Consider the following 25490-nt stretch of genomic DNA (forward strand, 5'->3'; position numbering starts at 1 on the left):
GGCGAGGTGTTGCAGCGGCGACTCACTTCTGCCCTGCTGGTGGCAAGCGAAACCAAGTGACGGTTTCGCTTGTCGTACCGATTGTGGCAAGGTGTCCTCAACGCCGCCCGGTTCACGAGGCGGCCCTGAGGCAGAGTATGGGCAATTCCAATTCGCATCCGGCGGTAAATTCCGCCGTTTTCCTGACAGGTTTCATGTTGTTGGCGATGTATTTCACGTTCGCCGCCGTGCAGGGCGACTATGGTCTGTTCCGCCGGATCGAGATCGAGGCGGAGACCCGGACACTGGAAGCCGAACGCGCGGAGCTGGAGCTTGCCGTGGCAGGGATGCGCAACAAGACGCACCGCCTCTCCGAGGACTATCTCGACCTCGACCTGCTGGACCAGCAGGCCCGCGATGTGCTGGGCCTGATCCGCGTGGACGAGATCGTCATTCGCTAGCCCTGCGTTCCCCTGGCGAACGTATCAGCGCGGCGCGCCGAGTGCGTGCGACTCCACCATCATCACGGTTCCATCCGGGCTGAACTCGTATAGATTTCCGTCCCAACCGGCGAAATCGATCACCCCGCCCGCAACAATGGCCCTCCGCCGCCGCCAGTACCATTGCGTGGCGTCGGCAGCGCGAATCCGTGCATTGGTATAGTGGGCCATTTCCTGGAACAATCTTTGGCCGTCCCGGCTTGTGCCTTCATAGCCCGGAGCCGTTTCCGCGGCGCTGCAGGCATAGACGGTGATGGTCGAGACCACCGAGTCCAACTCGCCGAAATGCTGGACATTGAGATGACGCAGGTTCTCGCGGCAGAGCTGTAGCCCGCCCCCGCCGATCCCGTCCAGCACCGTGCGCTGGTGCACAAAATCGTTATGGCTTTCGAAGCCGTGGCACATGATGTCGAGTGTAATCGGCCCGCTCTGCGCCAACGCGTATTGCCTCAGCCGCGCCAGAGCGCTGACGAGTTGGGTCGTCTGGTTCACAAGGAGATTGAAATCGGTCGAGGGCGCCGTCCCCGCAAGCCGAAGGTCATGAAGAATCGCATGCATGGTCTATCCTCCGCGTAAAAAAATTGGTGTTCGAAATACGAATCTTGTCGGAATGCCTGCCTATACCCCCAAGTCTACCGCAAAACTGACGCAGGGTCACAAGGTCGAGCCATGCAAAAAGGCGTGCGAGCGTCCCACCAGGCGCATGACGGCTTTTCGGGGTTGAAAAGCGGATTCCCCGCACATGCGATACGTTTTTCCTGTGCGTTGCGCGCGCGCCTCTGCTAGATGTAATTCAACGTTAAACTATTCTTTGGCGAGGGAGGCCCTGCGGATGGCAGCGCGACGGACCACCAAGAAACCGAATGTCTCCAAGGAGGAGCTGCTCGGCTACTATCGGGACATGTTGATGATCCGGCGTTTCGAGGAGAAAGCCGGACAGCTTTACGGGATGGGGTTGATTGGCGGCTTCTGTCACCTCTATATCGGCCAGGAGGCCGTCGTGGTCGGGCTCGAAGCCGCGACCGAAGAGGGCGACAAGCGCATCACCTCCTATCGCGACCACGGTCACATGCTCGCTTGCGGCATGGATCCGAAGGGCGTGATGGCCGAGCTGACGGGCCGCGAGGGCGGCTACTCGCGCGGCAAGGGCGGCTCGATGCACATGTTCTCCAAGGAGAAGCATTTCTATGGTGGCCACGGCATCGTCGGCGCGCAGGTGCCGCTCGGCGCCGGTCTCGCCTTCGCCGACAAGTATAATGACAACCAGCGCGTGACCTTCACCTATTTCGGCGATGGCGCGGCCAACCAGGGCCAGGTTTACGAGACCTTCAACATGGCCGCGATCTGGGATCTTCCGGTGATTTTCGTCATCGAGAACAACCAATACGCGATGGGCACGGCGCAGCAGCGCTCGACCTCCTCCCAGGAGATCTACAAGCGCGGCGAAGCCTTTGGGATTCCCGGCGAAGAGGTTGACGGGATGGATGTGCTGGCCGTGAAGGCCGCCTCCGAGAAGGCGGTCGCGCATTGCCGCGCCGGCAAGGGTCCCTACATCCTCGAGGTAAAGACCTATCGCTATCGTGGCCACTCCATGTCGGACCCGGCCAAGTACCGCACGCGCGAAGAAGTTCAGAAGATGCGCGAAGAGCGCGACCCGATCGAGGGCGTGCGCCAGCTGCTGCTGACGGGCAAACATGCGACGGAAGAAGAGCTGAAAGCGGTCGACAAGGAGATCAAGGATATCGTCAACGAATCCGCCGAATTCTCCAAGCAGAGCCCCGAGCCCGCGCTCGAAGAGCTCTGGACCGACATCTACGCCGACGCGTAAGCCACAGACAGTACGGAGAAAAGACGAATGGCAACCGAGATTCTGATGCCCGCGCTGTCGCCGACCATGGAGGAAGGCACCCTGGCGCGCTGGCTGATCAAGGAAGGCGACACCGTGTCTTCCGGCGACATCATGGCCGAGATCGAGACCGACAAGGCAACCATGGAGTTTGAAGCGGTCGACGAGGGAATCGTTGGCAAGCTGCTCGTGGCCGAAGGCACCGAGGGCGTGGCGGTGAACGCACCGATCGCGATCCTGGTTGAGGAAGGTGAGGATGTTGAGGCCGCGCTGAGCGCCGCCCCCGCCGAAGCCCCTGCCCCGGCAGCCGCGCCCGCCGCGGCCCCTGCCGCTGCAGCCCCTGCCGCGCCGGTTCCGAGCGCCGTACTGGAGCCGGATTACCCGGAAGGCACCGCGATGAAGCAGCAGACCGTCCGCGAGGCGCTGCGCGATGCGATGGCCGAAGAGATGACGCGCGACGAGGCCGTCTACCTGATGGGCGAGGAAGTGGCCGAGTACCAGGGCGCCTACAAGGTGTCCCAGGGTCTGCTCGACCAGTTCGGCGCCAAGCGGGTGATCGACACGCCGATCACCGAGCATGGTTTCACCGGCATCGCCGTTGGCTCCGCCTTTGGCGGGTTGCGCCCGATCGTCGAGTTCATGACCTTCAACTTCGCCATGCAGGCGATCGACCATATCATCAACTCCGCAGCCAAGACGCTTTACATGTCCGGCGGCCAGATGGGCTGCCCGATCGTTTTCCGCGGCTCCAATGGCGCGGCCGCTCGCGTTGGCGCCCAGCACAGCCAGGATTATGCCGCCTGGTATGCGCAGATCCCGGGCCTGAAAGTGGTGCAACCCTATTGCGCCTCCGATGCCAAGGGCATGCTGAAAAGTGCCATCCGCGACCCGAACCCGGTGATCTTCCTGGAGAACGAGATCCTGTACGGCCGTAGCTTCGAGGTCCCGGATCTGGAAGATTACACGGTGCCGTTCGGCAAGGCCCGGATCTGGCGCGAAGGCTCGGACGTGACGATCGTTTCCTTCGGCATCGGCATGCAATACGCGCTGGAAGCCGCTGAAAAGCTTGCCGAAGACGGGATCGAGGCCGAAGTGATCGATCTGCGGTCGCTGCGCCCGCTCGACTATGACACGCTGCTGGCCTCGGTCATGAAGACCAACCGCTGCGTGACCGTGGAAGAGGGCTGGCCTGTTGCCTCCATCGGCAACCACCTCTCGGCCTATCTCATGGAGAACGCGTTCGACTATCTCGACGCGCCGGTGATCAACTGCACCGGCAAGGACGTTCCCATGCCTTATGCCGCCAATCTCGAAAAGCTCGCGCTCGTGACCACAAATGATGTGATCGCGGCTGTCAAGCAAGTCACCTACCGCTGAGGAAAGAGACATGCCGACTGAAATTCTGATGCCTGCTCTGTCTCCGACCATGGAGGAAGGCACGCTGGCGAAATGGCTGGTGAAAGAAGGGGATGAGGTGTCGTCCGGCGACCTCCTGGCCGAGATCGAAACCGACAAGGCGACGATGGAGTTCGAAGCCGTGGACGAGGGTGTGATTGGCAAGATCCTCGTGGCCGAGGGCACCGAAGGCGTCGCAGTCAACTCGCCTATCGCGGTGATTTTGGCCGAGGGCGAAAGCGCCGATGATATCGGAACAGCGTCCGCCGCGGCTCCTGCTCCAAAGGCTGCGCCCGCTGCTGATGAAGAGGTGACCGCACCCGAAACCTCCCAGGCTCCGGCACCCGTTTCGCCCGCCGCGTCTGACGGTACGCGCATCTTTGCCTCACCGCTTGCCCGCCGCATCGCCGCCGACAAAGGGCTGGACCTGAGCCAGATCCAGGGCTCCGGCCCGCGCGGGCGTATCGTCAAGGCCGACGTGATCAACGCCACCGCAGCCCCTGCCCCGGCGCCAGCCTCCGAAGCGCCGAAAGCTGCCCCGGCCGCGACGACTGCCCCGACCGGCCCCTCGACTGATGCGGTGCTCAAGACATATGCCGACCGCGATTTCGAGGAGGTCTCGCTCGACGGCATGCGCAAGACCGTCGCCGCCCGCCTCACCGAGGCCAAGCAGACGATCCCGCATTTCTACCTTCGCCGAGACATCAAACTCGACGCCCTGCTCAAGTTCCGTTCCACGCTGAACAAGCAGTTGGAAGCTCGCGGCGTGAAGCTTTCGGTCAATGACTTCATCATCAAGGCCTGCGCACTCGCTTTGCAAACAGTCCCCGAGGCCAATCGTGTCTGGGCCGGCGACCGTATGCTTCAGCTCAAGCCCTCCGATGTCGCCGTTGCCGTCGCCATCGATGGTGGCCTTTTCACTCCGGTTCTGAAAGACGCCGAGATGAAGTCGCTCTCGGCGCTCTCCGCAGAAATGAAGGATCTCGCCGGTCGTGCTCGCGACAAGAAACTCGCTCCGCACGAATATGTCGGAGGCACCTTCGCCATCTCGAATCTCGGCATGTTCGGCATCGACAACTTCGACGCCGTCATCAACCCGCCCCACGGCGCGATTCTCGCAGTTGGTGCAGGTGCAAAAAAGCCGGTGGTTGGAGAAGATGGAGAACTGGCCATCGCAACTGTGATGTCGGTGACCCTCTCGGTCGACCACCGCGTGATCGACGGCGCCCTTGGGGCTCAACTCCTTCAGGCCATCGTGGAGAACCTGGAGAACCCCCTCGGCATGCTAGCCTGACCCGACTCTGAATACAAAAAAGCGGCCTGCCCATTTCGGGCAGGCCGCATTCGTTTGATGTCAGGTGTTCAATGCTCGTCGAGCATCTGATCCATCGAGACCGCAGGTTGAGAGCATCCCGCCTCGCCGACGATGCGAGCCGGCACCCCTGCTGCAGTTACATGCTCAGGAAGATCGTCGAGAACCACTGAACCCGCTGCAATCCGGCTGCAGGCGCCAATCGTTATATTCCCCAAGATCTTCGCCCCAGCCCCGATCAACACGCAGTCACCGATCTTCGGGTGCCTATCGCCATCTTCTTTCCCGGTACCGCCAAGCGTCACGGAATGAAGCATGGAAACGTTGTCCCCCACCACGGCTGTCTCACCGATAACAATCGAATGGGCATGGTCGATCATGATACCGCGCCCGAGACGCGCCGCCGGATGTATATCGATCCCGAAAACCTCCGAAATCCGCATCTGGAGGAAATAGGCCAGATCCGAGCGCCCCTGCTGCCAAAGCCAGTGACCGACCCTGTAGGCCTGCAACGCCTGGAACCCCTTGAAGAACAAGATGGGCTGTAGCATCCGATGCGTCGCAGGATCTCGTTCCAATGTTGCCACAAGATCGGCCCGCGCCGCAGCTCCGAGGTCGGTATCGTGGGCATATGCCTCGTCACCGATTTCTCGCAAGATTTGCTCGGACATTTCGCCGGAGCCCAGCTTCAGAGAGATTCGATAGGCAAGCGCCTGTTCAAGTGTTCGATGATGCAGAAGGCTAGAATGAACAAGCCCTCCCAGAAGCGGTTCGTCCAAAACAGCCTGATTTGCTTCCTTCCGAATACGGCTCCAAACAGGATCTACTTCCTGAATACGGTCTCGCGGATCGAGCATTGATACTTCTCCTGGACGCAGGTCTTTTCTCAATTTAAGCATCCAGATGCCCGTCGAAAAGATCAAAACCACACTACACGGTGGTCCTCATCCAGTCGTGATGCCTCAATTCGGCAACGTGATACGGTAGAAATGGGCCGCAATCAGGAGCCTACCCCCAGTGAAGCTTCCGCCCACAGGGACAACACGAACTGATTTCGGCGAGTAATTCGCGGTTGGCTGCCCCAGGATCCCTGTACAATAGGAACCCGCTTCCAGTGCCATCCCCGTTCCGAAGACTATCTCTCCTGCATTCAGATCGAGGGTCCAACTCGTCGAAGTCCCCTCAATGGGGTCCGCAACCCGCGCCGAGCACGCAAAGATCACAACGTCTGCCGGGATTTCCAGACCAACAGGCTGTTCATCGCCGGCAACGATGTCATACTCGGCCTCAATTATTTCGAACTTGGCAGCAGCCCCATTCGACGAGACCGCCATCACACCCGACTGCCAGCTTTCTTGCAGATATGTAGCCCGGCTATGTTCATCCACCAGCCATGCCGACCAACCGGTCATAGGAGCAACATAGATCCATCCGCCATTGCTTGCGAGAGCGAGCTTGCCATCTTGGCCTTCCCAATCATCCGAGCACCCGGCGGGAAGCGCATAACAATCGCCATCCGAGAAACTCGCGGGCGGCGACGAAACACTTTTCGATTGGATCGTGATTTGAGCCAAGCCGTCAAGACGTACGAGAGCTTCATTGACGGAAATATGCTTCTGCGCTTGACTCGCTTGGAGCAGCGGCAACTGGAAGGTTCTGGTTTCACTCATTTATCTCGATCCTTTGGAATGGGCCGACGCCATAGCGCTCGGACAATTGTGCAACCCGGATTTCAAACGCACCGCTTGGTGCGTCTGCGGCTCTCATCTCTGCGTCGTATAGCCAGTTCGGCTCTTCTGTCTCCGCTTCTCTAAGGACGTTGTCCCCTTGAACAACGCGAACGAGGTACTGTTCGGACGTTTCGCCAAGAGGAACCTCAAGTCCTTCCCAGCTATCCCCGTCAATCCGGGTCCGGCGCACCCAATTCACACGCAACGAACCGTCAGATTGCCAATCCGCTTTCAGATGAACCGGTGTATATGGCCGCAACCCTGCGCTGGAGGCCGAATGCACGACATGTACAAATGAGTCGTCGGCGTATCCTTTGTCCGACGGTCCAATTCGATAGTTTCGTTCAAGTCCTCTCGACGATGAGGCGAGGTTTATCTGGGACAGGTCACTGTCAAGAACAACGACTTTGCTTCCAGCAGCCCATTCCGATGGCATAACAGCATCCGTACCGAGTTGCCCTCGAAGAAGATAACTCAGTTCGTAAGTATCCTCGGCAACCAATTCTGCTTGCCCGAATTGGATGATTTCCCAGTCGCCTCCATCGCCATCTCCAATGGCCAGGGCATTCGCACCATTCAGCAATGCCGTACGGGTCACCGACGAAAGTGCGCCTCCATAAATCCGAACTCTCAGGCAAGCACCTAAGTCCGGAACCCCCGCCGCTGCTGCCTTCAGAAGGGTCTCCGTAACACCGATAACGGATGGGCTTTCAACGAAAGAGTTGAGAGAATAACCTTCGTCTTCTGACGATGAGTAAACAGCTACCGCACCGGGCCAGGGAGACGAGTACGCAGCAACATATGGTGCTACAGGGTCCTCGTCGCCCGAGATCAAGGGAAGATCAAGCAGTTTCGCAAAAACCGGCGTGGATACCCTTGGCAATGGCAAGGTTACTGCAGATATAACATCTGTTGACGGACGGAAAAGATCTGGTTCAACTCGAACCGCTTCGATCTCCAATGCCTCGCCGATATCCATCCGATCAACACGGAAATTGGCTTTCCTGTCACCATACGTCAGTTGGACTACGTCACCAACCTGAACATGCGCGCAGGAAGGCGGAAGAGAGAACGTAGCGTTATCGCGAGCAATACGAGCTTCCGCGAGCCATCGCTCACTTATCCTTTTGCTTTCTGTATCGGTCAGGCAAATAGCCAAGTCCGAAGAGGAGGCCGCAGAGTTTTCTTCATCTGGCAAACTTGCTTCGGTAGTTCGAGTTTCGAAAGAGCTATCCGCCTGAATATAGTTGACACGGACTTTCCCCGCAGATTCCCCAAGCGCCGATCGTTGCAGCGAAAGCACCGCTTCGCCGTCTCCAACCAAGGTTTCCTCGGCTAGTTCCAAGCTCGGAATTCCGTTTCGGCTCTTGAAACGTAGCAAACCATCGTGCTCAGATGCATCGAATCCATATGCCAATTCAAGCGGTTGCAGAGATGAACGAGCACCAGACGTCTCATCGATGCCGTAGCCTCGAACAAGACCATACAGCTCGGACACATCGATATCAGTCACGCCAGCATGTCCGCAAATGTCCGCAACGACGGCAGCGAGTGACTCTGACGTTGCACGACCATTCAGCCAATGACCAAGCCGGTAGTTTTCGCCGTCACTCCAGACATCCGTTCGAGCCGGAAAATCGGGATATGGCCGGGCATCCCAAGCCCAAACATGCGCGCGCGAAACATCGACCATTTTCCCGCCAAAGACTGACGAAACGGGATTGTTCGACCCATCTTCCCAGAACTGGTAAGTCGCTCGGATATATTGCATTTGGATAAAGTCATCTCTCAAACCCGAGGAGAACCACGGAACCCGTGACTCGGAAGATTTGGGATCAACGAATTTGTTGGGCTGGTTTGTTCCTTTGTCGATTGCTGCGCACCCAATTTCGGTGAACCAGATTGGTTTACTCTCGGGCACCCAGGCCGTCGGTGTCGATTTCCTGACACCACCAACTCTCTCACGATGCTCGCAGCTCCACCAATTCCGAATGTCTTTGTAACGATAGATCCAGTGCTCTCCATGCAAGCCGTCGGTTATTGGAAGTCGAACTTGCGCATCGCGCCCGTCCTCATCGGCGTAATACCAGTCGTAACCTTCCCCCCCCGCAACATTGGCTTTCAAGTACTCCGCATTGTAGATAGACTTCCATTCTGCATCTGCATGATCAACTCCGTCTCGCCAATCCGATAGCGGCATGTAATTGTCAATACCAATAAAGTCGACATCATCGCTTCCCCAAAGAGGATCGAGGTGAAAGAAGACGTCGCCAGAGCCATCTTGGGGGTGATATCCGAAATACTCGCTCCAATCGGCCGCATAGCTGATTTTTGTGTCTGGCCCAACTATCGCTCTGACATCTCGTGCAAGAGACACCAATTCATCTACAGCAGGGAAACGATCACCGTCCGAACGAATCTGCGTCAGTCCTCGCAATTCACTTCCAATACAGAATGCATCAACGCCACCGGCTTGCACGCAAAGATACGCATAGTGGAGAATGAATCTACGAAAAGACCATTCATGATCACCATGAAATGAAACTGTTTCACGGTCGCACGTGAAGTCTTCAGGCCTTGCCTGACCAAAGAATGCATCAACCTCGTTTTCGGCGGCCGCTGTCCCGTCAGTGCTGCCGGCTACACCAGGAGCCAATCTGGTTGTTATTCTGCCGCGCCAAGGAAAGCTTGGTTGTCCCTCCGCACCATCCCACGGATTTACCAGATCATTCCCATCCACCTGATCCATTAGAATGAAGGGGTAAAAAACAATAGACTTCCCGTCTTCTTTTATGGCCTTGATCGCCTCCACGACAGCCTCATCAGAAGGCGTACCGCCGTACACTGGACGATCAGACTTCCTGGGAACCTCCTGTGCGTCTTTGCGCTGCAAATCGCTAACAGCCCATGCCATCTTGTCACCGTCATATTCAGTTTGCTCAACCTTCGGAACAATCTGACATTCTCCGCAACGCAAGTCACTTCCGAACCAGGAGACGACGAGAGATACAGAATTGCACAAAGGCAACTCTGTGGCCAATTGATCCAATGAGGTCCGCAGATCTGTCTTTCCACTATTTGAGTTCAGGTTAGCTGGATCAGACCACCCAAAACCATTTGTGTAATTGACTTTGCTGGCAGAGAGTGAGTACTCCCCGGTTCCAGGAATGAGAGCCACCGCCCGAACAGTTCTGGAAAGGTTCTCCTCGCCTTCCGGAACAAATTCTGGACTGGTTGGGCGCAGAACCTCGAAGGAAAATTGGGGAACGCGATTGCCAAATTTTGACAATTGCAAATCTTCAAAAACAACATACGCAAGTCCACGATAAGCCGGCGCATTTTCTGTACCTTCAATCGCCTCTATTTTGGGGTCGGGCAATTGGCTCTCAGACCCAAAATATACCCGCACTTCGACATCCTCGCGAGAGACCTCCATTCCGTCGGCCCAAATTCTGCCGACTCCCAGGATTTCACCTTCGCAAAGACCGACCGCCAAGCTGACAGAATAGCTGTAAGTTTTGGTTGTAGTGGTACTTCTTCCTCCCCCTTTTCCACCAACGTCCTCGGTTTTCACCGACTCCTTGAATAAGGTGGACCAAATCACCTGCCCCCCCATCCGCAAGCGTCCATAGTGGCGTCCAACAGCAGTGCCTTCACTTGCCCCAGTCAGCTGAAAACGTTCAATTTGTCCGGTCTCGACCACCTCGCTCCCGCCACCAAGAAGTTTCTGATCAATTACACGCCCTAAGGTTGCACCAATCGCCCGGCCAAGAATAGCTGTGGAGAGGCCAAATGCCGTTCCACCAAATGTACCGCCGATTGCGGCGCCGGCTGCTGATAGCAGAATTGTTGCCATTAGTCTTTCCTTTCAGGAAATGCGAATCTGGCTACGATCCGTTCTCTCATCGGAACGGAAAGCGTCGTTTCAAGCACGCTATGACCTTGGTATGCATGGATCAAACAGGGCACGCCGTTTCGTTGCGAGGATATTCCAAGATGTTTCGCAACACTGCCGCGACGCATCCGGAACAGAAGGACATCGCCTGGCTCTGGAACACCGCAGGGGAAACGCTGTTCGAGATGTCTTGACGCGGCACTCCATAGTCGCTCCTTGCCTGATGGTTCGGACCAATCAGGGGTGTACCTAGGAATTGCCTCAGGTTCTTGACCATAGATGGTTCTCCAAACACCCCGGATTAGTCCCAGGCAATCTGCGCCACTTCCCTTCAAAGAGGCCTGATGACGATAAGGCGTACCTATCCACTCTCGAGCGATTTCAACCACTTTTTCTTGCATTTTACCTCCGGAGGCAATTTTTATACAATCGATACATTCATGCTTCCACCACCGTAATCTTCTCCGCTTCGCGGATATGATGTAAGCCAATCTTCGCCCGGAATATGAGGACACCCTCGAAAGTTCTTAAAGTTTCCAAATTTAGCCGCACAGGTCGAAGCTGACTTGTCACAACCAGCCTCGAGCCGGATAAGGTCGCCAGCGCGAATATCCGCCCTCAAACCCTGCCAGAGTGTTAATTCCCGCTGACCATCGACTACAAGATCATTCTTGATCCAGCTCCAAAGCCCTTCGCCTATTCCATCGCGGATCAGTAGGCGACCTCTCTCAAACCATGCTGCGGAAATGTCGTCGAATGAGTCAAATCGGAATACTCGCGCCTCTTCCACTTCTACGACAGGGAGTTCAACGTAATATCCTGCTGTGTTTGTATTGAATCTACACCTGGAATCTCCCAAAACCGCGCTACAATCACGTTGATACACTCTGCCTTGTGGCTGATTGAGACATTCCGTCATACCGAGCAATTCAGCGGTAAATGTGCTATCTTTTCTAGCTATTTGACCTAGAGAACCCGTGAAACGAATTAGTCTCTGATTCGGCTCTTTCCAATTAACAAGAAAACAAGTGATCGTCGCCCTATCGAACCGTCCCGATTCGATATCGTCTTCAGTAATACCAACATCAGAAATTGCACCAATCGTTTCCGTGTTGTTTACAGAAATGCCTGTTGTCGTTTCAAGTGCGCTGGCCGTGAGCCCGGTGCTCGCGAGATAGGTATTTCTATCGACGACGAGATCACGGTCATGGTCGGTGAAGCCCCGCTTCCAACCATCCTTCCGCTCGATCATCCAGCAACGGCATGTGGTTGTGGCACCTGTGAGCAGATGATCGTACAGCGCTTGTGTTTCAGAGTTGTTGTAGCTCATCAGACACGCACCTCCACAACCGGGACATCCGGGACTTCACCCCCATCAAAGCCGACAGCAGAGATTCTTACGGCGTCGGTGTCGAACCGAACAGGTACGTCAAACTCAAATCCGGCAGTAACCGTATTTCCGTCCCCTGGAGGCCGGACAAATGCAAGAGTTCCGGATTGAGTGTCGATCGCCCAATCCAGCCCTTGCATCAATTCTACACCGTCCAAAGCGACACGGACCGTTCCTTCCACGGGCTTGGAGATCGGGCGGGAGTATGATTCACCACCGGAACTGTAGACCTTAACCAATTGGAATTGTGTTTTTGCGCCATTGCCAGTGCCCAATGCCTGATCCGTTGGATCGACGGGATCTGACGGACGCGACGATTTGTAGTCCGTCCAGTCTTTCCAACGAAAGCCATAGAGTTGTCCACGCCTGGCTTCGAAAAAGGATATCAACTCCTCCAACTCATCGAGGGTCTGAAGACCAAGGCCGGCATCGTAACGACGTCGGGAATGTGCCCAGGGAGTGTTGCGCTCCTCGAACCCGTTGGCCAAGGAAACGATCTCCGTTTTCCGTTCCGGACCACCGATGGATCCGAAGCTGATTGCCGCGGGAAAGCGAACTTCATGAAATCCCATTTCATGGCCTCCTGATTGTTAGCGGTTGCGTTGGCCGCGCCCCAACGCGCGCCCAATTCGAGAGGCGACCTGGCTTTGGCTGCGTCGGAAGCTTTCGACATCTTGCGTGGAGATATTTACGACAACCTGTTGTGCCGTGCGTTGAGCTCCGCTTTCTGCGCGCACGCCCAAGCTGCCGTCCGCTCCGCGTGTCAGCGGCATGATTGCCTCGGGACCGGCCTCTCCCATCAAGCCGACACCTCCACGCATCGGAAAGTTCGTCGGGCTTGTGACAACACCACCCTTCGCGAACGGCATGATACGACCCTGGGAAAAACTCCCACCTTTCGCGAAGGCGGCGGCGCCAATGCTGGCAAGTCCGCTAGCCAGAACGCCTCCGAGCTGTTGGGTGACCGGCTGGATCGCTGAAGAATAGGTTGCGTTCACAATGGACTGCGCCACTGTAGACAAGGCGTCCGACGCTTTCATTCCATCGAATATCAACCCGTCAAAGGCACCGCGAAGGCCGCTACTTATGCTCGAAGACAGCTTCCCGACGCTTGCGCTTGTCTCTGACAGATTTGATTGCATCTTCTGCAATTCGCTTCCGAAGCTCTCAACCATGAGGCCGGCATCAGCAAGGCTGTTCTCCAGAGCGTCTACCTGGCCTTCAAAGCCCTCCTCGCCATCAAGATCAATGGCCATTCTAGATTTCCTTCTTCTTGTCCGGGTAAGCGCGCGCCAGTTCGTCAAGGCGTACACGCGATAGGGCTGGTTTGGCGGAATCCATTCCGAGCTTCACCAGCAACTCGACTGGGGTCAGTTTCCAGAAGACCTTGGGGTCAAGACCAAGTTCTCTCAGTCCAAGGCGAATCAATCCCGCCCAATCCACTGCCTCAGCGCCCCGTTTCGGGCATAGCAAATGCTCGCGCCAACATCTGCGCAGCCGCACGTGCAGCCTCCGTTGGACCGCCGTCAATCTCGACCGTCCGAAGGTCTTTTGTCGAGCCTTGCCAGCCCCCCCCCCTCAATCCAGCGACAACAAGCGCCAGCACATCGCGAGCCCGAAACCGACCGGCTTCAAAACGTTCGACCAGTTCTACGAATGTCTCGTCTTCAAGACCGCCTTCAAGCTCCGCCAAAGCACCAAGGGTGAGCTTGCAAACATGAGGCTTTCCATCGAGATGAATGAGAACTTCTCCTGCCCAGGGATTCGCCATGGATCAGAATGCCGTGAAGGCAATGGCCCCTGCCGACGCCATCGCGATTTCAAAAGTTGCTTCTCCATCATGACTGCCGGAGTATTCCAGAGACGTCACTTGGAACGGTCCCTCTACGGTCCCGAAGTCAGGAACAATCACCTGAAAGGATGGCGTCAATCCTTCAAAAAAGATCTGTCGAGCGCGCTCGTCGGTCGTTTCGTCTTTGAATATTCCGGATCCACTCAGAGACGCGCTTCGAGCCCCCGCACCTCCAAGAAGCTCCCGCCAGCCGCCTTCACTTTCTATCGTGGTGACGTCGACCGTTTCGGAATTGAAATTCAGGCGCGTGGCTCGAAGCCCCGCAATCGTTTCGAAATCACCGCTTCCAGTCATGTCCAGTTTGATCAGTAGATCCTTGCCGGCTTGAGCACTCATGGCTGTTCTCCGTCCAGTTAGTTTGTTGATTTATCAGGAATCTTCGACCCGCGCTTCGAACAACAGGTCGATGCGCCGCCGGGCCCCTTCACCGATCCTGCGAGCACTTGCTCGAAGGAACTGCATGCGTACAATTCGGCCTCGGTCGAGGGGCGGGTTTTGATTGTGCAAGGCATCCGAAACTGCACCAGCGATCGTCTTCGCAGCCTGGAAGCCGGCACCCTCGTTCACGACGCTGACAGTAAATCGATGCACCGCTCCGCAGCCCGATTTGTCATTCCGGGCAACGACGTCCTCTCGTCCGAGACTGATATAGACCGAAGGGACGATGCCAGATGGCACCGCGTCAAAAACATCGTCGCCAACGAGGCCGGAAACCCCCGGGTCCGCCTTGAGATGCTGATAGATGGCCGTTTGAAGCGCCGCCGAAGCACCATAACTCATGCCGAGGCCTCCTCTTCACGAGCGTAGCAAACCAGAAAACGCCCCCGCGTGTCTGCATCCGCAACCGCAAGAATCCGATAGATTCGACTACCTTCACGAAACCGTTGATCAGGCGTGGGGCGGCGAGAATCTCCCGGCGGCGCCGACCGGACAGTGATCCGATATGGAACGTAAGAAAGCGTCAGGAAGTCGGACTCCGTCTCTCTCCCCGAGCCTGCCTTGACCTCCGCCCATAGTGTTCCGATCTCAATCCAAGCCTCGACATACCCACCTGACCCGTCAGGCGTTCGTTCCAAGGCTTCCAGGATGAGTCTGCGCCTCAGTTCAGGTCCTCGAACGCTCATCGCGAGCCTCCGCCCACTAGCCGAACGTTGCGCCAACGGTCGACCAAGGAAGAAACGCCATATGGCATCACCGCACCGCCGACCCGCATTTCATGGCGATACTCGTAGTAATATGCCGCAAGCAACATCACGGCTTGCCCAAGGTCTGCCGGCACATCGTTCCAGTTCTCACCAAAACCGGCCGTGAACTCGATGCGAACAGCCCCTTGCGGCGGGATCGTTGGTAACCGCGCGCCTCTGGCCATCACCACGGGTCGATGCGTGTCCTGCTGCAACTTGTATTTCGAGGACTCGACAATCACTTCCCAGTCGAGGCAATCGATTATCCGCACCTCTCGAATCTCGCTGACCGGTGCAACCGGCAAGGTCTGGGCGCGCCCGTCGCGCCACTGTGCGAGGCTCCAACTGAAGTCGCGCTCAAGAAGAACCTTTCCGGTCCAGGCTTCCACCGCGGCAATCGACGCCCGGAGAAATGTCTCCAACAGGCTATCTTCTGCGCCTTCGTCGGCAAACCCGGTGCCCAGACGCAGGTGATCCCGAAAGTCCGCAACCGGCAGAGACGCGGCAGGCGTAGAGGTCTGCTCGACTAGCATCATTCAACTCTCCGAATAGATCTGCCCCTCAAAAGATCGTTGGCAGGCATGCGCCCCGCATTGCTCGACGGAGGGGAAGCAACTGGACAATACGGCGAAGAACTCTCGACGCGTGCCTGCCGACCAGCCCGGAAGTGGATCCGGACCGGCCATCACGGTCAGTTTCAGCTGGCCGAGAATTTCAGGACCTTGATCGCGGCGAAGTCGCTGACATCACCGCCAACCCGCTTGGTCGCATAGAAGAGAACATGCGGCTTGGCCGAGAACGGATCGCGAAGGACGCGAAGATCCGGGCGTTCGGCAATCGTGTAGCCGGCGGCGAACTCACCAAATGCGATGGCGGCAGCATCAGTTGCAATGTCCGGCATATCTTCCGCGATCAGAACCGGATAGCCCAACAAGCGAGCCGGTTCAGCAGCCGCAAGACCATCAGACCACAGGAAGCGGCCATCGCCATCCTTGAGCTTCCGGACCATACCGGCGGTCTTGGAGTTCATCACGAAAGTCGCGCCGGCGCGGTACTCAGCTCCCAGAGCATAGACAAGATCGATCAGCGAGTCGGCCGAGCCAAAGGCCCCATCGACACCGGTCGCAACATAGCCAATCTCTCCCCAACTCCAAGTGGCGTCATCCGCGATAGTGTGGGTCAGGAAGCCCGTCGGCTTGTCAACGCCGTCGCCATTGATAAAGGCAGCGGCCTCGGCGCGGGAGAACTTCTTCGCGATCCGGTCGGCCAGCCAACCGTCAATGTCGAACGCACTGTCATCGAGCAGACGTTGCGAGGCTTTCGGCATCGCGGAAAGCTCGTGCAGAGGAATGGAGATTCGCTCGATCTGCGGTGAATCCGTCTCGATCGTCGCATCGGATTCCGTCGCCCAGCCCGAGCCCATGGCGCCCTGGTCGATCAGTACGTCAAACGACGTTGCCTCGACATTCACCACATTGGAAATGGCCCGGATCGAAGCAGAAGAAGACAGAACCGTCGCGACGGTCTCAGATGTCTCCGGATCGACAAGATAGCCGCCATCGGCAGCTACAGCTGTCGAGAGCGCCTTGCTCTCCATCTCCAGACCGCGCAGCGAGTCTTCGTCCCCCGACCGCAGATAAGACTCGAAGGCTTTCTGATGCGGCGCGGCGCCTTCTTCGGCGGCGGTGGAGAGGGCGGGACGCCCGGCAAACATGGTTTTCCGATCCAGCATGGTAAGTCGCTCTTCCTGGTTGTGAAGCTTGGTTTTGATGTCGGCCTGAAAGTTCTTGAATTCACTCAAGAACCCTACCATGGCCGTCTTGATTTCGGGCGCAGTTTGCCCGTCCCGAGCCTTGGTCTCGGTTGTGCTCATCAGCATATCTCCTGATTGTCGCTTGGGGTCGGCGGCTCAGCGCTCCGCCATCTCGCAGCGGGCCGCCTCCAGCGCCTCCGCCAGTTCTTTCATCGGGTCGGGCTCGTCGAGCGATTCACCTTTCGACCCAACCCGCGCTTCCGGAAGCATCGGAAAAGTCACAAGCGACACTTCCCAAAGCTCCAGATCGTGCAAGAGCCGCCGCCCCTGCCCGTCCTTCTCGGCCCGCTTCGTACGATAGCCGATCGAAAGGCCGTCAATCGCGCCCGCTTCGATCAACGTGGCAGCCTCGCGGCCTTTCTCGACATCCGTGAGGATCCGGCCCTTGACCCAAAGCCCGCGCTCATCTTCGCGAACCTCATCCCAAACGCCGATCGGCTGAGCCGGGTCATGCTGCCAGAGCATTTTTACCCTGCGCTCCTTCTCGGTCAGCACCTTCAGCGAGGCCTGATAGGCGCCTGGCTGCACCACGTCGCCACCTTGATCTTTCAAACCGAACAACGAGGCATAGCCCTCGATCGTCGCGCCATCCGTGACCGTCAGAGTGGCCTCCAACTGGCAGAATTTCCGCTCGAGACCCGCGCCGTAAACATCCGTCATATCTTGATATCCTCCAGAAACTCAGCTTTCGTCGACCAGCGGCGGAAGTCCCAGGAGCTGGCGCTTCTCAGCATCGGTCAAAAAGACCGCCGCCCCGATCCGCGCCCATTGCGCCTCGCGCTCCACGGCCAGGGCCGGGATCTTGTCGAGATCCGGCGCCAGCCGAACCGGCAACCCCGAAAACCGAGAGAGCCAATCCGATACCGCCGCCGTCACCCGCTCAGCCATCGGCAAAACCGCCAATCGGTAGAAAGCCCGGTTCGCTTCCTGGTAATTGGCGTAGGTGGCGTCGCCTTGGATTCCGAGCAACATCGGCGGGACACCGAAGGCCGTCGCGATCTCTCGCGCTGCATCTCGCTTGGTCTCCTGAAACTCCATGTCGGAGGGCGAGAAGCCCATTTGCTTCCAGTCCAATCCACCTTCCAGCAGCATCGGTCGGCCCGCATTGCGCGCCCCCATGTGGTGCATCTCCATCTCGGAGAGCAGCCTGTCATATTGATCGGCCGAAAGCGTCCCCGGCCCGCCATCCGCACCGCGATAGACGATCGCCCCCGAAGGCCGCGCCGCATTGTCCAGCAAGCCCTTGGACCAACCCGACGCGCTGTTGTGCACGTCCACCGCCGCCGCTGCCGCAGACATCGGCGAGAGCCCGTAGTGGTCATCCGTCGGATGGAAACTCTTGATGTGGCAAATTGGCGGGATCTCCGCCGTCATATCGAAGCGAACCTTCTTGCCACCGACGACGTAATCATAGGCAATCGGCCAACCGTCAGTACCAGGCACGATGTTCATCCGGTCCGACCGCAGCACATGAAGCTCGAAGGGCAGCCCGCCGTCGCCCACGGCCTCAACATAGCCGTTTCCCGACAACAGAAGGTGCCCGATCAACGCCTCCATCAGCTCCGCACGCCCCTGCCCGCCATTCGGGCGGTTGATCAGGTCAAGAACCGGATGCACATCGTAGCGCCGTTCCGCGTCCTGACAGGTCAGCGGGATCGCCGCTGCGGCCTCCGCGATCAGCTTCACGCAGCGATACCCGATCGGGTTGTTGACGAACCCGTTCTTCGTCATCGACGCTGAGTCCCGAGGCGACCAGACGACGCGCCCCCCCCCTTGCCAGGCGATCACCGGCCCCGTGGCCGAGGCTTTCTGCTCGGGCGGTTCAGCGGGGCCGGCCTCCATGCCGGACCGTCGCAGGAAATCCAGTACCATGCGCTCTTGCTCCTTGTTTCCTTGGGGCGCCGCCCCGGCGTTGCTCGCCCGGCCCCCTGCCAATGTGGCAGGGGGCGGGCACACGGAAAGACGGGCCTCGCCCCTGCTCGAGCGCGCCGCACATCCTTCCAATCCTGTGGTGATTGCCCGTTACAGCGTCCGGATCGTCGGCCGCCTGAATTGCGCCGCCGGGTCCAGCAGCAGCTCCGTCATAGCCCAGACCAGCGCATCGACCCGGTCCGGAGAGCCCTTACCGTCATAGCCCCGCACCGTCATCTTGCACATCTGCTCCTCGAGCTCTTCAAGCCCGCGGACATGTCGAACCCGGCCTTGCTCGTAGAGCGCTGCCACCGGCTCCGCCCGTGCGATCTTCCCATGCCGGGCCCGGACGGCCTTGTAGGGCAACATCGGATCGATCTGGTTCAGCACCGTCTTCACGAGGTCGCCACCCTGATTCACCTCTGCAACCAATTTGCTCGCACCGTGGCGCTCAAGAGCGGCCACCGCCGCATGTGCCCATTGCAGTGGAGACGCCGCCGAAACAGTCGCATCCTCCAGCACAACGGCTTCCCAATCCTTCGGGTCGCCCTGAGTCACCGCCCCGACGACCACGATTCCGCATTCATCAGACCCCTTGTTGCCTGTCACCGGCGGATCCACCGCCACAACGATCCGGTCAAACTCCGGAAGCTCTTCGACCCGAGCTGCCTCGATCGCCTTGGAGGTCCAGAGCGCCCCCTCGGTATCCTCGACAAGCACGCCGTCCAGCTCCTGTCGCCCAAGTCGGGTGCCGCCATACCGCGTCCGGACCTCATCAAGGAAGCTGTCCGCCAGGTTTGCCCGGTTCGCCTCTGTTGCGGCCGAAGTCACAACCGTCGACTCCCGCTTCAGAAGCTCCTTCAGGATCGCCACGTCCCGCGGCGTCGTTGTCACGCATTGGCGTGGATTGTCACCCAACCGAAGCCCGAATTGCAGCATCGACCACGTCTCATCCGCCTTTTTCCATTTCGCAAGCTCATCGACCCAGGCCGCATCAAATTGCGGTCCCCGAAGCGCTTCCGGCTCATGGGCGGAAAACGCCTGGGCCATTGCTCCGTTGGGCCAGATGAGTGCCCGTTTGCCAGAATGCCAAACCGGCGTGCGATCCGGGGGCGAGCAGGCGATAATGCCGCTGTCCCCGAAAACCATCACATCGCGAACCTGATCGAAGGTCTCTCCGATCAGCGCGACCCGCTTGGAGCGGCCAGGCTCATCCGGTCGACCGCCCTCAACTTGTGCCCGGACCCATTCCGAGCCAGCGCGGGTCTTGCCCGCGCCCCTGCCGCCCAGGATCACCCAGGTCTTCCAATCCCCGGCCGGGGGAAGCTGATGCGGCAGCGCCCAGAACTCGAAAAGCCATGGCAGAGCACATAATGCGTGCTCGCTCAGCCCCTCAAGAAACGCTTCCTGCTCCGCTTGCGGCGCGGATGCGAGCCATTCGGCACCCGATTTCATCGCGGGCCCCGGCAAGGTCGAAGCTCTGCTCAGAAACATTCCCGACGAGCTTTCTGCGAAGGTCTTCGACATTTCTCGCTTCCTCCATCATAGCCATGGAAGCCTTCCGGATCTCGGTAAGAACCGGCGAGAGCTTCTTTGCGCGATCGGTCTTGCCATCGCCAATTTCACGAACGATATCGGTCAGCTCCTTGCTGGAGCTGCGATAGATTTCCGCGGCCTGATCAAAATACTGACCGACGAATTCACCCGAAGTTTCGGATTTGCTGTATTTATCCATTTTTTGAACCTGCTCTTGCTCATTCCCTCCGAACGAGCGAAATGAAAAAGCACCGTGAGCCTCTCGGCCCCGGTGCTTACCCACTTCATCCAGCGTGTCTTGTTTCTACTTTGGACCGTTCGGAGAGTCAAGCTCGGCGTGAGCCCCCGCAACGGAACACCGTACGGCAAGTTACTGTTTGTTAACCATTTCTCACTGATTGGCCCGCTGTGCTTCGATCTCGCGCCACTTCTTAACGTTGAGATTATGCTCCCGCAAAGTGGTCGCAAAAGCATGCCCGCCCGTGCCATCGGCGACAAAGAACAGGTAATCCGACTCCGACGGATTCAATGCCGCGAAGATCGCATTGCGACCCGGATTGGCAATGGGTGTCGGCGGAAGACCCTGAATAACATAGGTATTGTACGGGGTCGCCCGGTCGAGCTCGCTGCGTCGCAGGCCGCGCCCAAGCACGCCCTTGCCCTCGGTGATGCCATAGATCACCGTCGGGTCCGTCTGCAGCCGCATACCCTTCTCCAGACGGTTCACAAAGACGCTGGAGACCAACTCCCGTTCCCCCGCAACGCCCGTCTCCTTCTCCACGATCGAGGCCAGCGTGAGGGCTTCTTCCGGAGTCTCGACCGGAAGCCCCGGTTCACGCACCTGCCAGAGTTCCGACAGAATCGCCCGTTGCTTCTCTTCCATCCGGGCAAGAATCGCTGTCCGGTCGCCGCCGCGAGTCGTCTCGTAGCTGTCCGGCGCGAGATACCCTTCCGCCGGAACCTCGGCGATCTCGCCGCTCAGGAACTCAACCGACTTCAGCGCCGCGACCACCTGCCAGCTCGTAACGCCCTCGGCGAGCGTGACCCGGTACCGCGTGCTCGGGCTCTCCATCAAGGACCCGAGGGTCACCGTTTCACCCGCGATTGCGCTCTCCAGCAGCATCCCGTCATCAATCGGCGCGGCATCCGCCCCGACATCGACCCGCGCCAGTTCGATCTGCTCCTGGTTCGCCGGATCGAGCTCCCGCACAATCATCCGCGCCACGTTCACACCGATCTGGAGATTGACATCCGTGCCGCAGCTTGGCGGTCCGGACACCGTGACCGCGTCGAGGATATGCTCCATCGACACGCCAACTGGCAAAAGGTAGCTGCCCGCCTTCAATTGATCGGCCCGCTCCGTGTAATCAGCACCGATACGAAAGATCGTCGGATTGCTGATCGCTCCGCGCGCCGCGAGATCGGTCGAAACCGAGGTCATCGACGCGCCGGACGGCACCTGAAGGCAAATCGCCTCCTCCAACGGACCCGTGCCCGCATACTCGCTCCGCCCCCATGCCACGACGCTGGCCAGGGCTAACAAGACAACAATGCCGATGGTCAGCGCATTGGAGGCAATCGCCCGCGCCATCACTCCGTGACCTTGCCCATGACAAGGCTCGCATTGGTACCGCCAAAGCCGAAGGAGTTGGACAGGACGACGTTGATCTCACGTTCCCGCTTCTCGTTCGCGGCCAGGTCGAGAACCGCACCCTCGGGCGGGGTCTCAAGGTTGATCGTCGGCGGCGCGACCTGATCCCGGATCGCCAGAATGCAGAAGATCGCTTCAACCGCGCCAGCCGCGCCCAGCAAATGCCCGATAGAGGACTTGGTCGACGACATCGTCGCCGTCTTCGCCGCGTCGCCCAGCAACCGCTCAACGGCGCCCAGCTCGATCGTGTCCGCCATGGTCGAGGTGCCATGCGCATTGATATAGTCGATCGCCGACGGTTCCAGTTCGGCCCGCTTCAGCGCAGCCTGCATCGACCGGAAGCCGCCATCGCCATCCTCGGACGGCGCCGTGATATGATAGGCATCTCCCGACATACCGTAGCCCAGGATCTCGGCATAGATCTTCGCACCACGCGCCTTGGCATGTTCGTAATCTTCGAGAACCACAACGCCCGCGCCTTCGCCCATCACGAAACCATCGCGATCGGCATCCCAGGGACGGCTGGCCTCTGTCGGCGTGTCGCCCCGCTTCGTCGACAGCGCCTTGCAAGCGTTGAACCCGGCAATCCCGATTTCGCTGATCGGATTCTCGGCTCCACCGGCGATCATCACATCGGCGTCGCCCCACTGAATAAGACGCGCCGCGTCGCCGATCGCATGTGCACCGGTCGAGCAGGCAGTCACGACGGCATGGTTCGGACCCTTGAACCCGTAGCGAATCCCGACCTGCCCGGAGACAAGGTTGATCAGCGCCGAAGGAATGAAGAAGGGCGAGACACGACGCGGGCCGCGTTCGGCCATCATCACCGCCGTATCGGCAATCGCCGACAATCCGCCGATCCCCGCGCCGATCATCACGCCCGTGCGCAACCGGCTCTCTTCGTCTTCCGGCATCCAGCCCGCGTCGCGCACGGCCATGTCCGCCGCCGCGATCCCGTAGAGGATAAAGTCGTCAACCTTCCGGCGCTCCTTCGGAGCCATGTAGTCGTCGGGATTGAAGGTCCCGTCGCTGCCATCGCCAAAAGGGATCTCGCAGGCGTATTTCGTAGTCACGCGGGAATTGTCGAAACGCGTGATCTCCCCCGCGCCCGACTGCCCGTCCAGAAGCCGCGACCAGGTCTCTTCGACCCCACAGGCCAGCGGCGTGACCATTCCCAAACCGGTGACAACCACTCGACGCATTTTCTTCACCTCGGTGCGATTTTCGTTGATTGGCCTGATACACGCGGGGCCCTGCGCACGCAACAAGGCGCCGGCACCCTAACGTCAATCTTTTCGCCGCGGCGCCCCGATTGGCGAAGCTTGGCCGATTCGACTCACCGTGAGTGCCGGAATCACCGCCCCGCACCCGAACTCGCTTCTGCCCAACAAATGAGCAACTACCCGAGAGTCGGCAGTTTCATCCCATTTGAGACAACAGCGTTCTATCGCCGCGCCCCACGCTTTTGCCTGGTAACGGACGGCTCCCGGACTGGACCGGTCGAGAGCGCCGCGCGACGCGAAGCGGCGATAAATAAGTACTTTTCAGGCCGGTTTCAACCGCACACGGATGCATACCAAAAGCGATGCCCTGAGCGGGCAGCGGCCATTCCCCTGCATCAGTTGACACAATTGGGCATCGGCGTAGGCGAGGTTCACGGAATTGTGACGCGCCTGACGCTGCGCGCACAAAAAAAACAAGAAAAACAAGGAGCGAAGGGATGCTTTTTTTCTTTGCCTGTGTCGGTGTCCTGATACTTGGCTACTTCACCTATGGCGTACTGGTCGAACGGATCTTCGTCCCGGAACCAGAGCGCAAGACCCCCTGCTGGACCCGGGAAGACGGCGTTGACTATATCAACATGCCGACCTGGAAGGTCTTCTTCATCCAGCTTCTCGACATTGCCGGCCTCGGCCCGATCTTCGGCCCGATCCTCGGCGCCCTCTACGGCCCCCAGGCGCTGCTCTGGGTGGTGATCGGCTCGATCTTCGCCGGGGGTGTGCATGACTACTTCTCCGGAATGCTCTCGGTCCGCTCCGGCGGCAAGTCGATCCCGGAAGTCGTCGGCGACATGATGGGCATGACCGCGCGGCAGATCATGCGTGTCTTCTCCGTGGTGCTGCTGTTGCTCGTGGGTGTCGTCTTCATCCTCGGCCCGGCAAAGCTGCTCTCGGCCATGACCGGTTTCAACGTGCAGCTGCTCGTCTTCTGCATCTTCGTCTACTACTTCATCGCCACGATCCTGCCGATCGACAAGATCATCGGCCAGCTCTACCCGATCTTCGGCGCACTGCTGCTCTTCATGACCTTCGGCGTGCTCGGCGGTCTCATCTTTGGTGGCTATGAACTGATCCCGAACCTGGACTTCAGCGCCAACGTTCACCCGAACGACCTGCCGCTCTGGCCGCTCCTGTTCATCACGCTCTCCTGTGGCGCCATCTCCGGCTTCCACTCGACGCAGTCGCCGCTCATGGCCCGCTGCATCCGCAACGAGAACAAGGGCCGCATGGTGTTCTACGGCGCCATGATCGTCGAAGGCATCATCGCGCTGATCTGGGTCACCGCCGGTATCTCCTTCTACGAGAGTTCCGACGCGCTGCAGGCTGTCATCGCCTCCGGGTCGCCCTCTGCGGTCGTCAATGAAGTCTGCAACACGTTGCTCGGCGCCTTCGGTGGCTTCCTCGCCATCCTCGGCGTTGTGATCCTGCCGATCACCTCCGGCGACACGGCGTTCCGCTCGACCCGCCTGATCCTGGCCGAGACCTTCCGTCTCAACCAGGCAGACGTGATGAAGCGCCTGATGATCGCGATCCCCCTTTTCGTGGTCGCCTTCTTCATCACCAAGGTCGAATTCTCCGTCGTCTGGCGGTATTTCGGCTGGTCGAACCAGATGCTGTCGATGATGGTGCTCTGGTCCGCCGCGATCTGGCTGGTCCAGCGCTCCAAGTTCCACTGGATCGCGACCGTCCCGGCCGTTTTCATGACAGCCGTCGACGCAGCCTTCATCCTGCAGGCAAAGATCGGCCTTGGGCTTGACCCGACGATCTCCAACATCGCCGCGGTCGTGATCGCAGCCGGGACGCTGGTCGTGTTCCTGCGCTTCGCAAAACCGAGCGACGCGGCGAGCATGCCGGCCGAATAGCGGCTCCAAGAAGCCACGCACGAATGGGCCGCGCCGGAGCAATCCGGCGCGGCCCTTTTTCTGTTGGACCGGAGAACCGGCGCGCGGCCCCGGTGAGCGTATGGAGCGCGCTTTCGCTGCGCAGGCAAGGAAGTGCCAAAGCAAGGCGCCCGATCAGCGCGCGGCTCCCGACTGCGGTCCCGAAGCTTTTCCTGCCCCCGACACAATCCGCGCCACACTCCGCCCCAACGCTGCGGATCATGCCGGAACAGCCGTCTCCGGCAGCTTCCTCAAAGCATTTCATACGCTACCATTGCACCCCATATCGCGGACCTGCTAAGAAGCCTCATCCAGATATAGCGGTGCGCAACAGAG

The 25490-nt window shown here is 58.9% G+C and carries 26 protein-coding genes; 5 read left to right on the top strand and 21 right to left on the bottom strand.

Annotated elements, in window-relative coordinates; translation table 11 throughout:
- The first annotated feature begins 137 nt into the window (after positions 1-137).
- Positions 138-440 (top strand): FtsB family cell division protein, encoded by a 303-nt coding sequence (locus R3X27_RS20545; protein WP_317710766.1) that lies wholly within the window; start codon positions 138-140, stop codon positions 438-440.
- 24 nt (positions 441-464) lie between these two features.
- Here the strand turns inward: R3X27_RS20545 and R3X27_RS20550 are convergent, their stop codons facing one another.
- Positions 465-1037 (bottom strand): hypothetical protein, encoded by a 573-nt coding sequence (locus R3X27_RS20550; protein WP_317710767.1) that lies wholly within the window; start codon positions 1035-1037, stop codon positions 465-467.
- Positions 1038-1311: 274 nt separating this feature from the next.
- Here R3X27_RS20550 and pdhA point away from each other — a divergent pair, with 274 nt between their 5' ends.
- From pdhA to R3X27_RS20565, 3 genes are read left to right on the top strand one after another with little or no spacing between them, the layout of a single operon-like run.
- Positions 1312-2307, top strand: coding sequence for a pyruvate dehydrogenase (acetyl-transferring) E1 component subunit alpha (gene pdhA, locus R3X27_RS20555; protein ID WP_317710768.1), 996 nt, complete (start codon positions 1312-1314; stop codon positions 2305-2307).
- A 27-nt stretch (positions 2308-2334) separates the two neighbouring features.
- Positions 2335-3702: a pyruvate dehydrogenase complex E1 component subunit beta gene (locus tag R3X27_RS20560; RefSeq protein WP_317710769.1), complete on the top strand. Its 1368-nt coding sequence runs from the start codon at positions 2335-2337 to the stop codon at positions 3700-3702.
- Positions 3703-3712: 10 nt separating this feature from the next.
- Positions 3713-5014 carry a pyruvate dehydrogenase complex dihydrolipoamide acetyltransferase gene (locus R3X27_RS20565; protein WP_317710770.1) on the top strand — a complete coding sequence of 434 codons (1302 nt, stop codon included), beginning with the start codon at positions 3713-3715 and terminating at the stop codon, positions 5012-5014.
- A 68-nt stretch (positions 5015-5082) separates the two neighbouring features.
- On the opposite strand, the gene cysE is transcribed toward R3X27_RS20565, so the two are convergent.
- The 20 genes from cysE to fabF all read right to left on the bottom strand — a co-directional run bounded on the left by cysE (position 5083) and on the right by fabF (position 23196).
- Positions 5083-5889, bottom strand: coding sequence for a serine O-acetyltransferase (gene cysE, locus R3X27_RS20570; protein ID WP_317710771.1), 807 nt, complete (start codon positions 5887-5889; stop codon positions 5083-5085).
- Positions 5890-5994: 105 nt separating this feature from the next.
- The gene (locus tag R3X27_RS20575) at positions 5995-6702 is read right to left on the bottom strand and encodes a DUF2793 domain-containing protein (protein WP_317710772.1); all 708 of its coding nucleotides are present in this window, start codon (positions 6700-6702) and stop codon (positions 5995-5997) included.
- The gene (locus tag R3X27_RS20580; protein ID WP_317710773.1) at positions 6695-10618 is read right to left on the bottom strand and encodes a glycoside hydrolase/phage tail family protein; all 3924 of its coding nucleotides are present in this window, start codon (positions 10616-10618) and stop codon (positions 6695-6697) included. Before R3X27_RS20580 ends, R3X27_RS20575 begins: the two co-directional genes overlap by 8 nt.
- Positions 10618-11058, bottom strand: coding sequence for an NlpC/P60 family protein (locus tag R3X27_RS20585; RefSeq protein WP_317710774.1), 441 nt, complete (start codon positions 11056-11058; stop codon positions 10618-10620). Before R3X27_RS20585 ends, R3X27_RS20580 begins: the two co-directional genes overlap by 1 nt.
- Before the next feature lie 20 nt (positions 11059-11078).
- The gene (locus R3X27_RS20590) at positions 11079-11987 is read right to left on the bottom strand and encodes a DUF2163 domain-containing protein (protein ID WP_317710775.1); all 909 of its coding nucleotides are present in this window, start codon (positions 11985-11987) and stop codon (positions 11079-11081) included.
- Positions 11987-12619 carry a DUF2460 domain-containing protein gene (locus tag R3X27_RS20595; protein ID WP_317710776.1) on the bottom strand — a complete coding sequence of 211 codons (633 nt, stop codon included), beginning with the start codon at positions 12617-12619 and terminating at the stop codon, positions 11987-11989. Before R3X27_RS20595 ends, R3X27_RS20590 begins: the two co-directional genes overlap by 1 nt.
- An 18-nt stretch (positions 12620-12637) precedes the next feature.
- Positions 12638-13303 (bottom strand): phage tail tape measure protein, encoded by a 666-nt coding sequence (locus R3X27_RS20600; protein WP_317710777.1) that lies wholly within the window; start codon positions 13301-13303, stop codon positions 12638-12640.
- Between the two features lies 1 nt (position 13304).
- Complete coding sequence (locus R3X27_RS20605; protein WP_317710778.1) at positions 13305-13475, bottom strand: phage tail assembly chaperone; 171 nt, start codon at positions 13473-13475, stop codon at positions 13305-13307.
- Positions 13476-13494: 19 nt separating this feature from the next.
- The gene (locus tag R3X27_RS20610) at positions 13495-13818 is read right to left on the bottom strand and encodes a gene transfer agent family protein (RefSeq protein ID WP_317710779.1); all 324 of its coding nucleotides are present in this window, start codon (positions 13816-13818) and stop codon (positions 13495-13497) included.
- A 3-nt stretch (positions 13819-13821) separates the two neighbouring features.
- Positions 13822-14235, bottom strand: coding sequence for a phage major tail protein, TP901-1 family (locus tag R3X27_RS20615; protein WP_317710780.1), 414 nt, complete (start codon positions 14233-14235; stop codon positions 13822-13824).
- Positions 14236-14268: 33 nt separating this feature from the next.
- Entirely contained in the window at positions 14269-14679 is a 411-nt protein-coding gene (locus tag R3X27_RS20620) for a DUF3168 domain-containing protein (protein WP_317710781.1), read from the bottom strand.
- The gene (locus R3X27_RS20625; RefSeq protein ID WP_317710782.1) at positions 14676-15023 is read right to left on the bottom strand and encodes a head-tail adaptor protein; all 348 of its coding nucleotides are present in this window, start codon (positions 15021-15023) and stop codon (positions 14676-14678) included. Before R3X27_RS20625 ends, R3X27_RS20620 begins: the two co-directional genes overlap by 4 nt.
- Positions 15020-15619, bottom strand: coding sequence for a head-tail connector protein (locus R3X27_RS20630; protein WP_317710783.1), 600 nt, complete (start codon positions 15617-15619; stop codon positions 15020-15022). The genes R3X27_RS20625 and R3X27_RS20630 overlap by 4 nt, the downstream gene beginning before the upstream one ends.
- A 161-nt stretch (positions 15620-15780) precedes the next feature.
- Positions 15781-16956: a phage major capsid protein gene (locus tag R3X27_RS20635; RefSeq protein ID WP_317710784.1), complete on the bottom strand. Its 1176-nt coding sequence runs from the start codon at positions 16954-16956 to the stop codon at positions 15781-15783.
- A gap of 36 nt (positions 16957-16992) precedes the next feature.
- Positions 16993-17556, bottom strand: a complete 564-nt coding sequence (locus R3X27_RS20640; protein ID WP_317710785.1) for an HK97 family phage prohead protease — start codon at positions 17554-17556, stop codon at positions 16993-16995.
- 21 nt (positions 17557-17577) lie between these two features.
- On the bottom strand, positions 17578-18768 hold the full coding sequence (locus tag R3X27_RS20645) for a phage portal protein (protein WP_317710786.1): 1191 nt from the start codon (positions 18766-18768) through the stop codon (positions 17578-17580).
- A 150-nt stretch (positions 18769-18918) separates the two neighbouring features.
- Positions 18919-20262, bottom strand: a complete 1344-nt coding sequence (locus R3X27_RS20650; RefSeq protein WP_317710787.1) for a DNA-packaging protein — start codon at positions 20260-20262, stop codon at positions 18919-18921.
- The gene (locus R3X27_RS20655) at positions 20201-20542 is read right to left on the bottom strand and encodes a hypothetical protein (protein WP_317710788.1); all 342 of its coding nucleotides are present in this window, start codon (positions 20540-20542) and stop codon (positions 20201-20203) included. The genes R3X27_RS20650 and R3X27_RS20655 overlap by 62 nt, the downstream gene beginning before the upstream one ends.
- Before the next feature lie 192 nt (positions 20543-20734).
- The gene (gene mltG, locus R3X27_RS20660) at positions 20735-21934 is read right to left on the bottom strand and encodes an endolytic transglycosylase MltG (protein WP_317710789.1); all 1200 of its coding nucleotides are present in this window, start codon (positions 21932-21934) and stop codon (positions 20735-20737) included.
- Positions 21934-23196, bottom strand: a complete 1263-nt coding sequence (gene fabF, locus R3X27_RS20665) for a beta-ketoacyl-ACP synthase II (protein ID WP_317710790.1) — start codon at positions 23194-23196, stop codon at positions 21934-21936. The genes mltG and fabF overlap by 1 nt, the downstream gene beginning before the upstream one ends.
- A gap of 518 nt (positions 23197-23714) precedes the next feature.
- On the opposite strand from fabF, the gene R3X27_RS20670 reads away from it, so the two are divergent.
- Complete coding sequence (locus tag R3X27_RS20670) at positions 23715-25136, top strand: carbon starvation protein A (protein WP_317710791.1); 1422 nt, start codon at positions 23715-23717, stop codon at positions 25134-25136.
- The last annotated feature ends 354 nt before the right edge of the window (positions 25137-25490 follow it).

The sequence above is a fragment of the Tropicimonas sp. TH_r6 genome (assembly GCF_033101155.1).
Lineage (GTDB): Bacteria > Pseudomonadota > Alphaproteobacteria > Rhodobacterales > Rhodobacteraceae > Tropicimonas.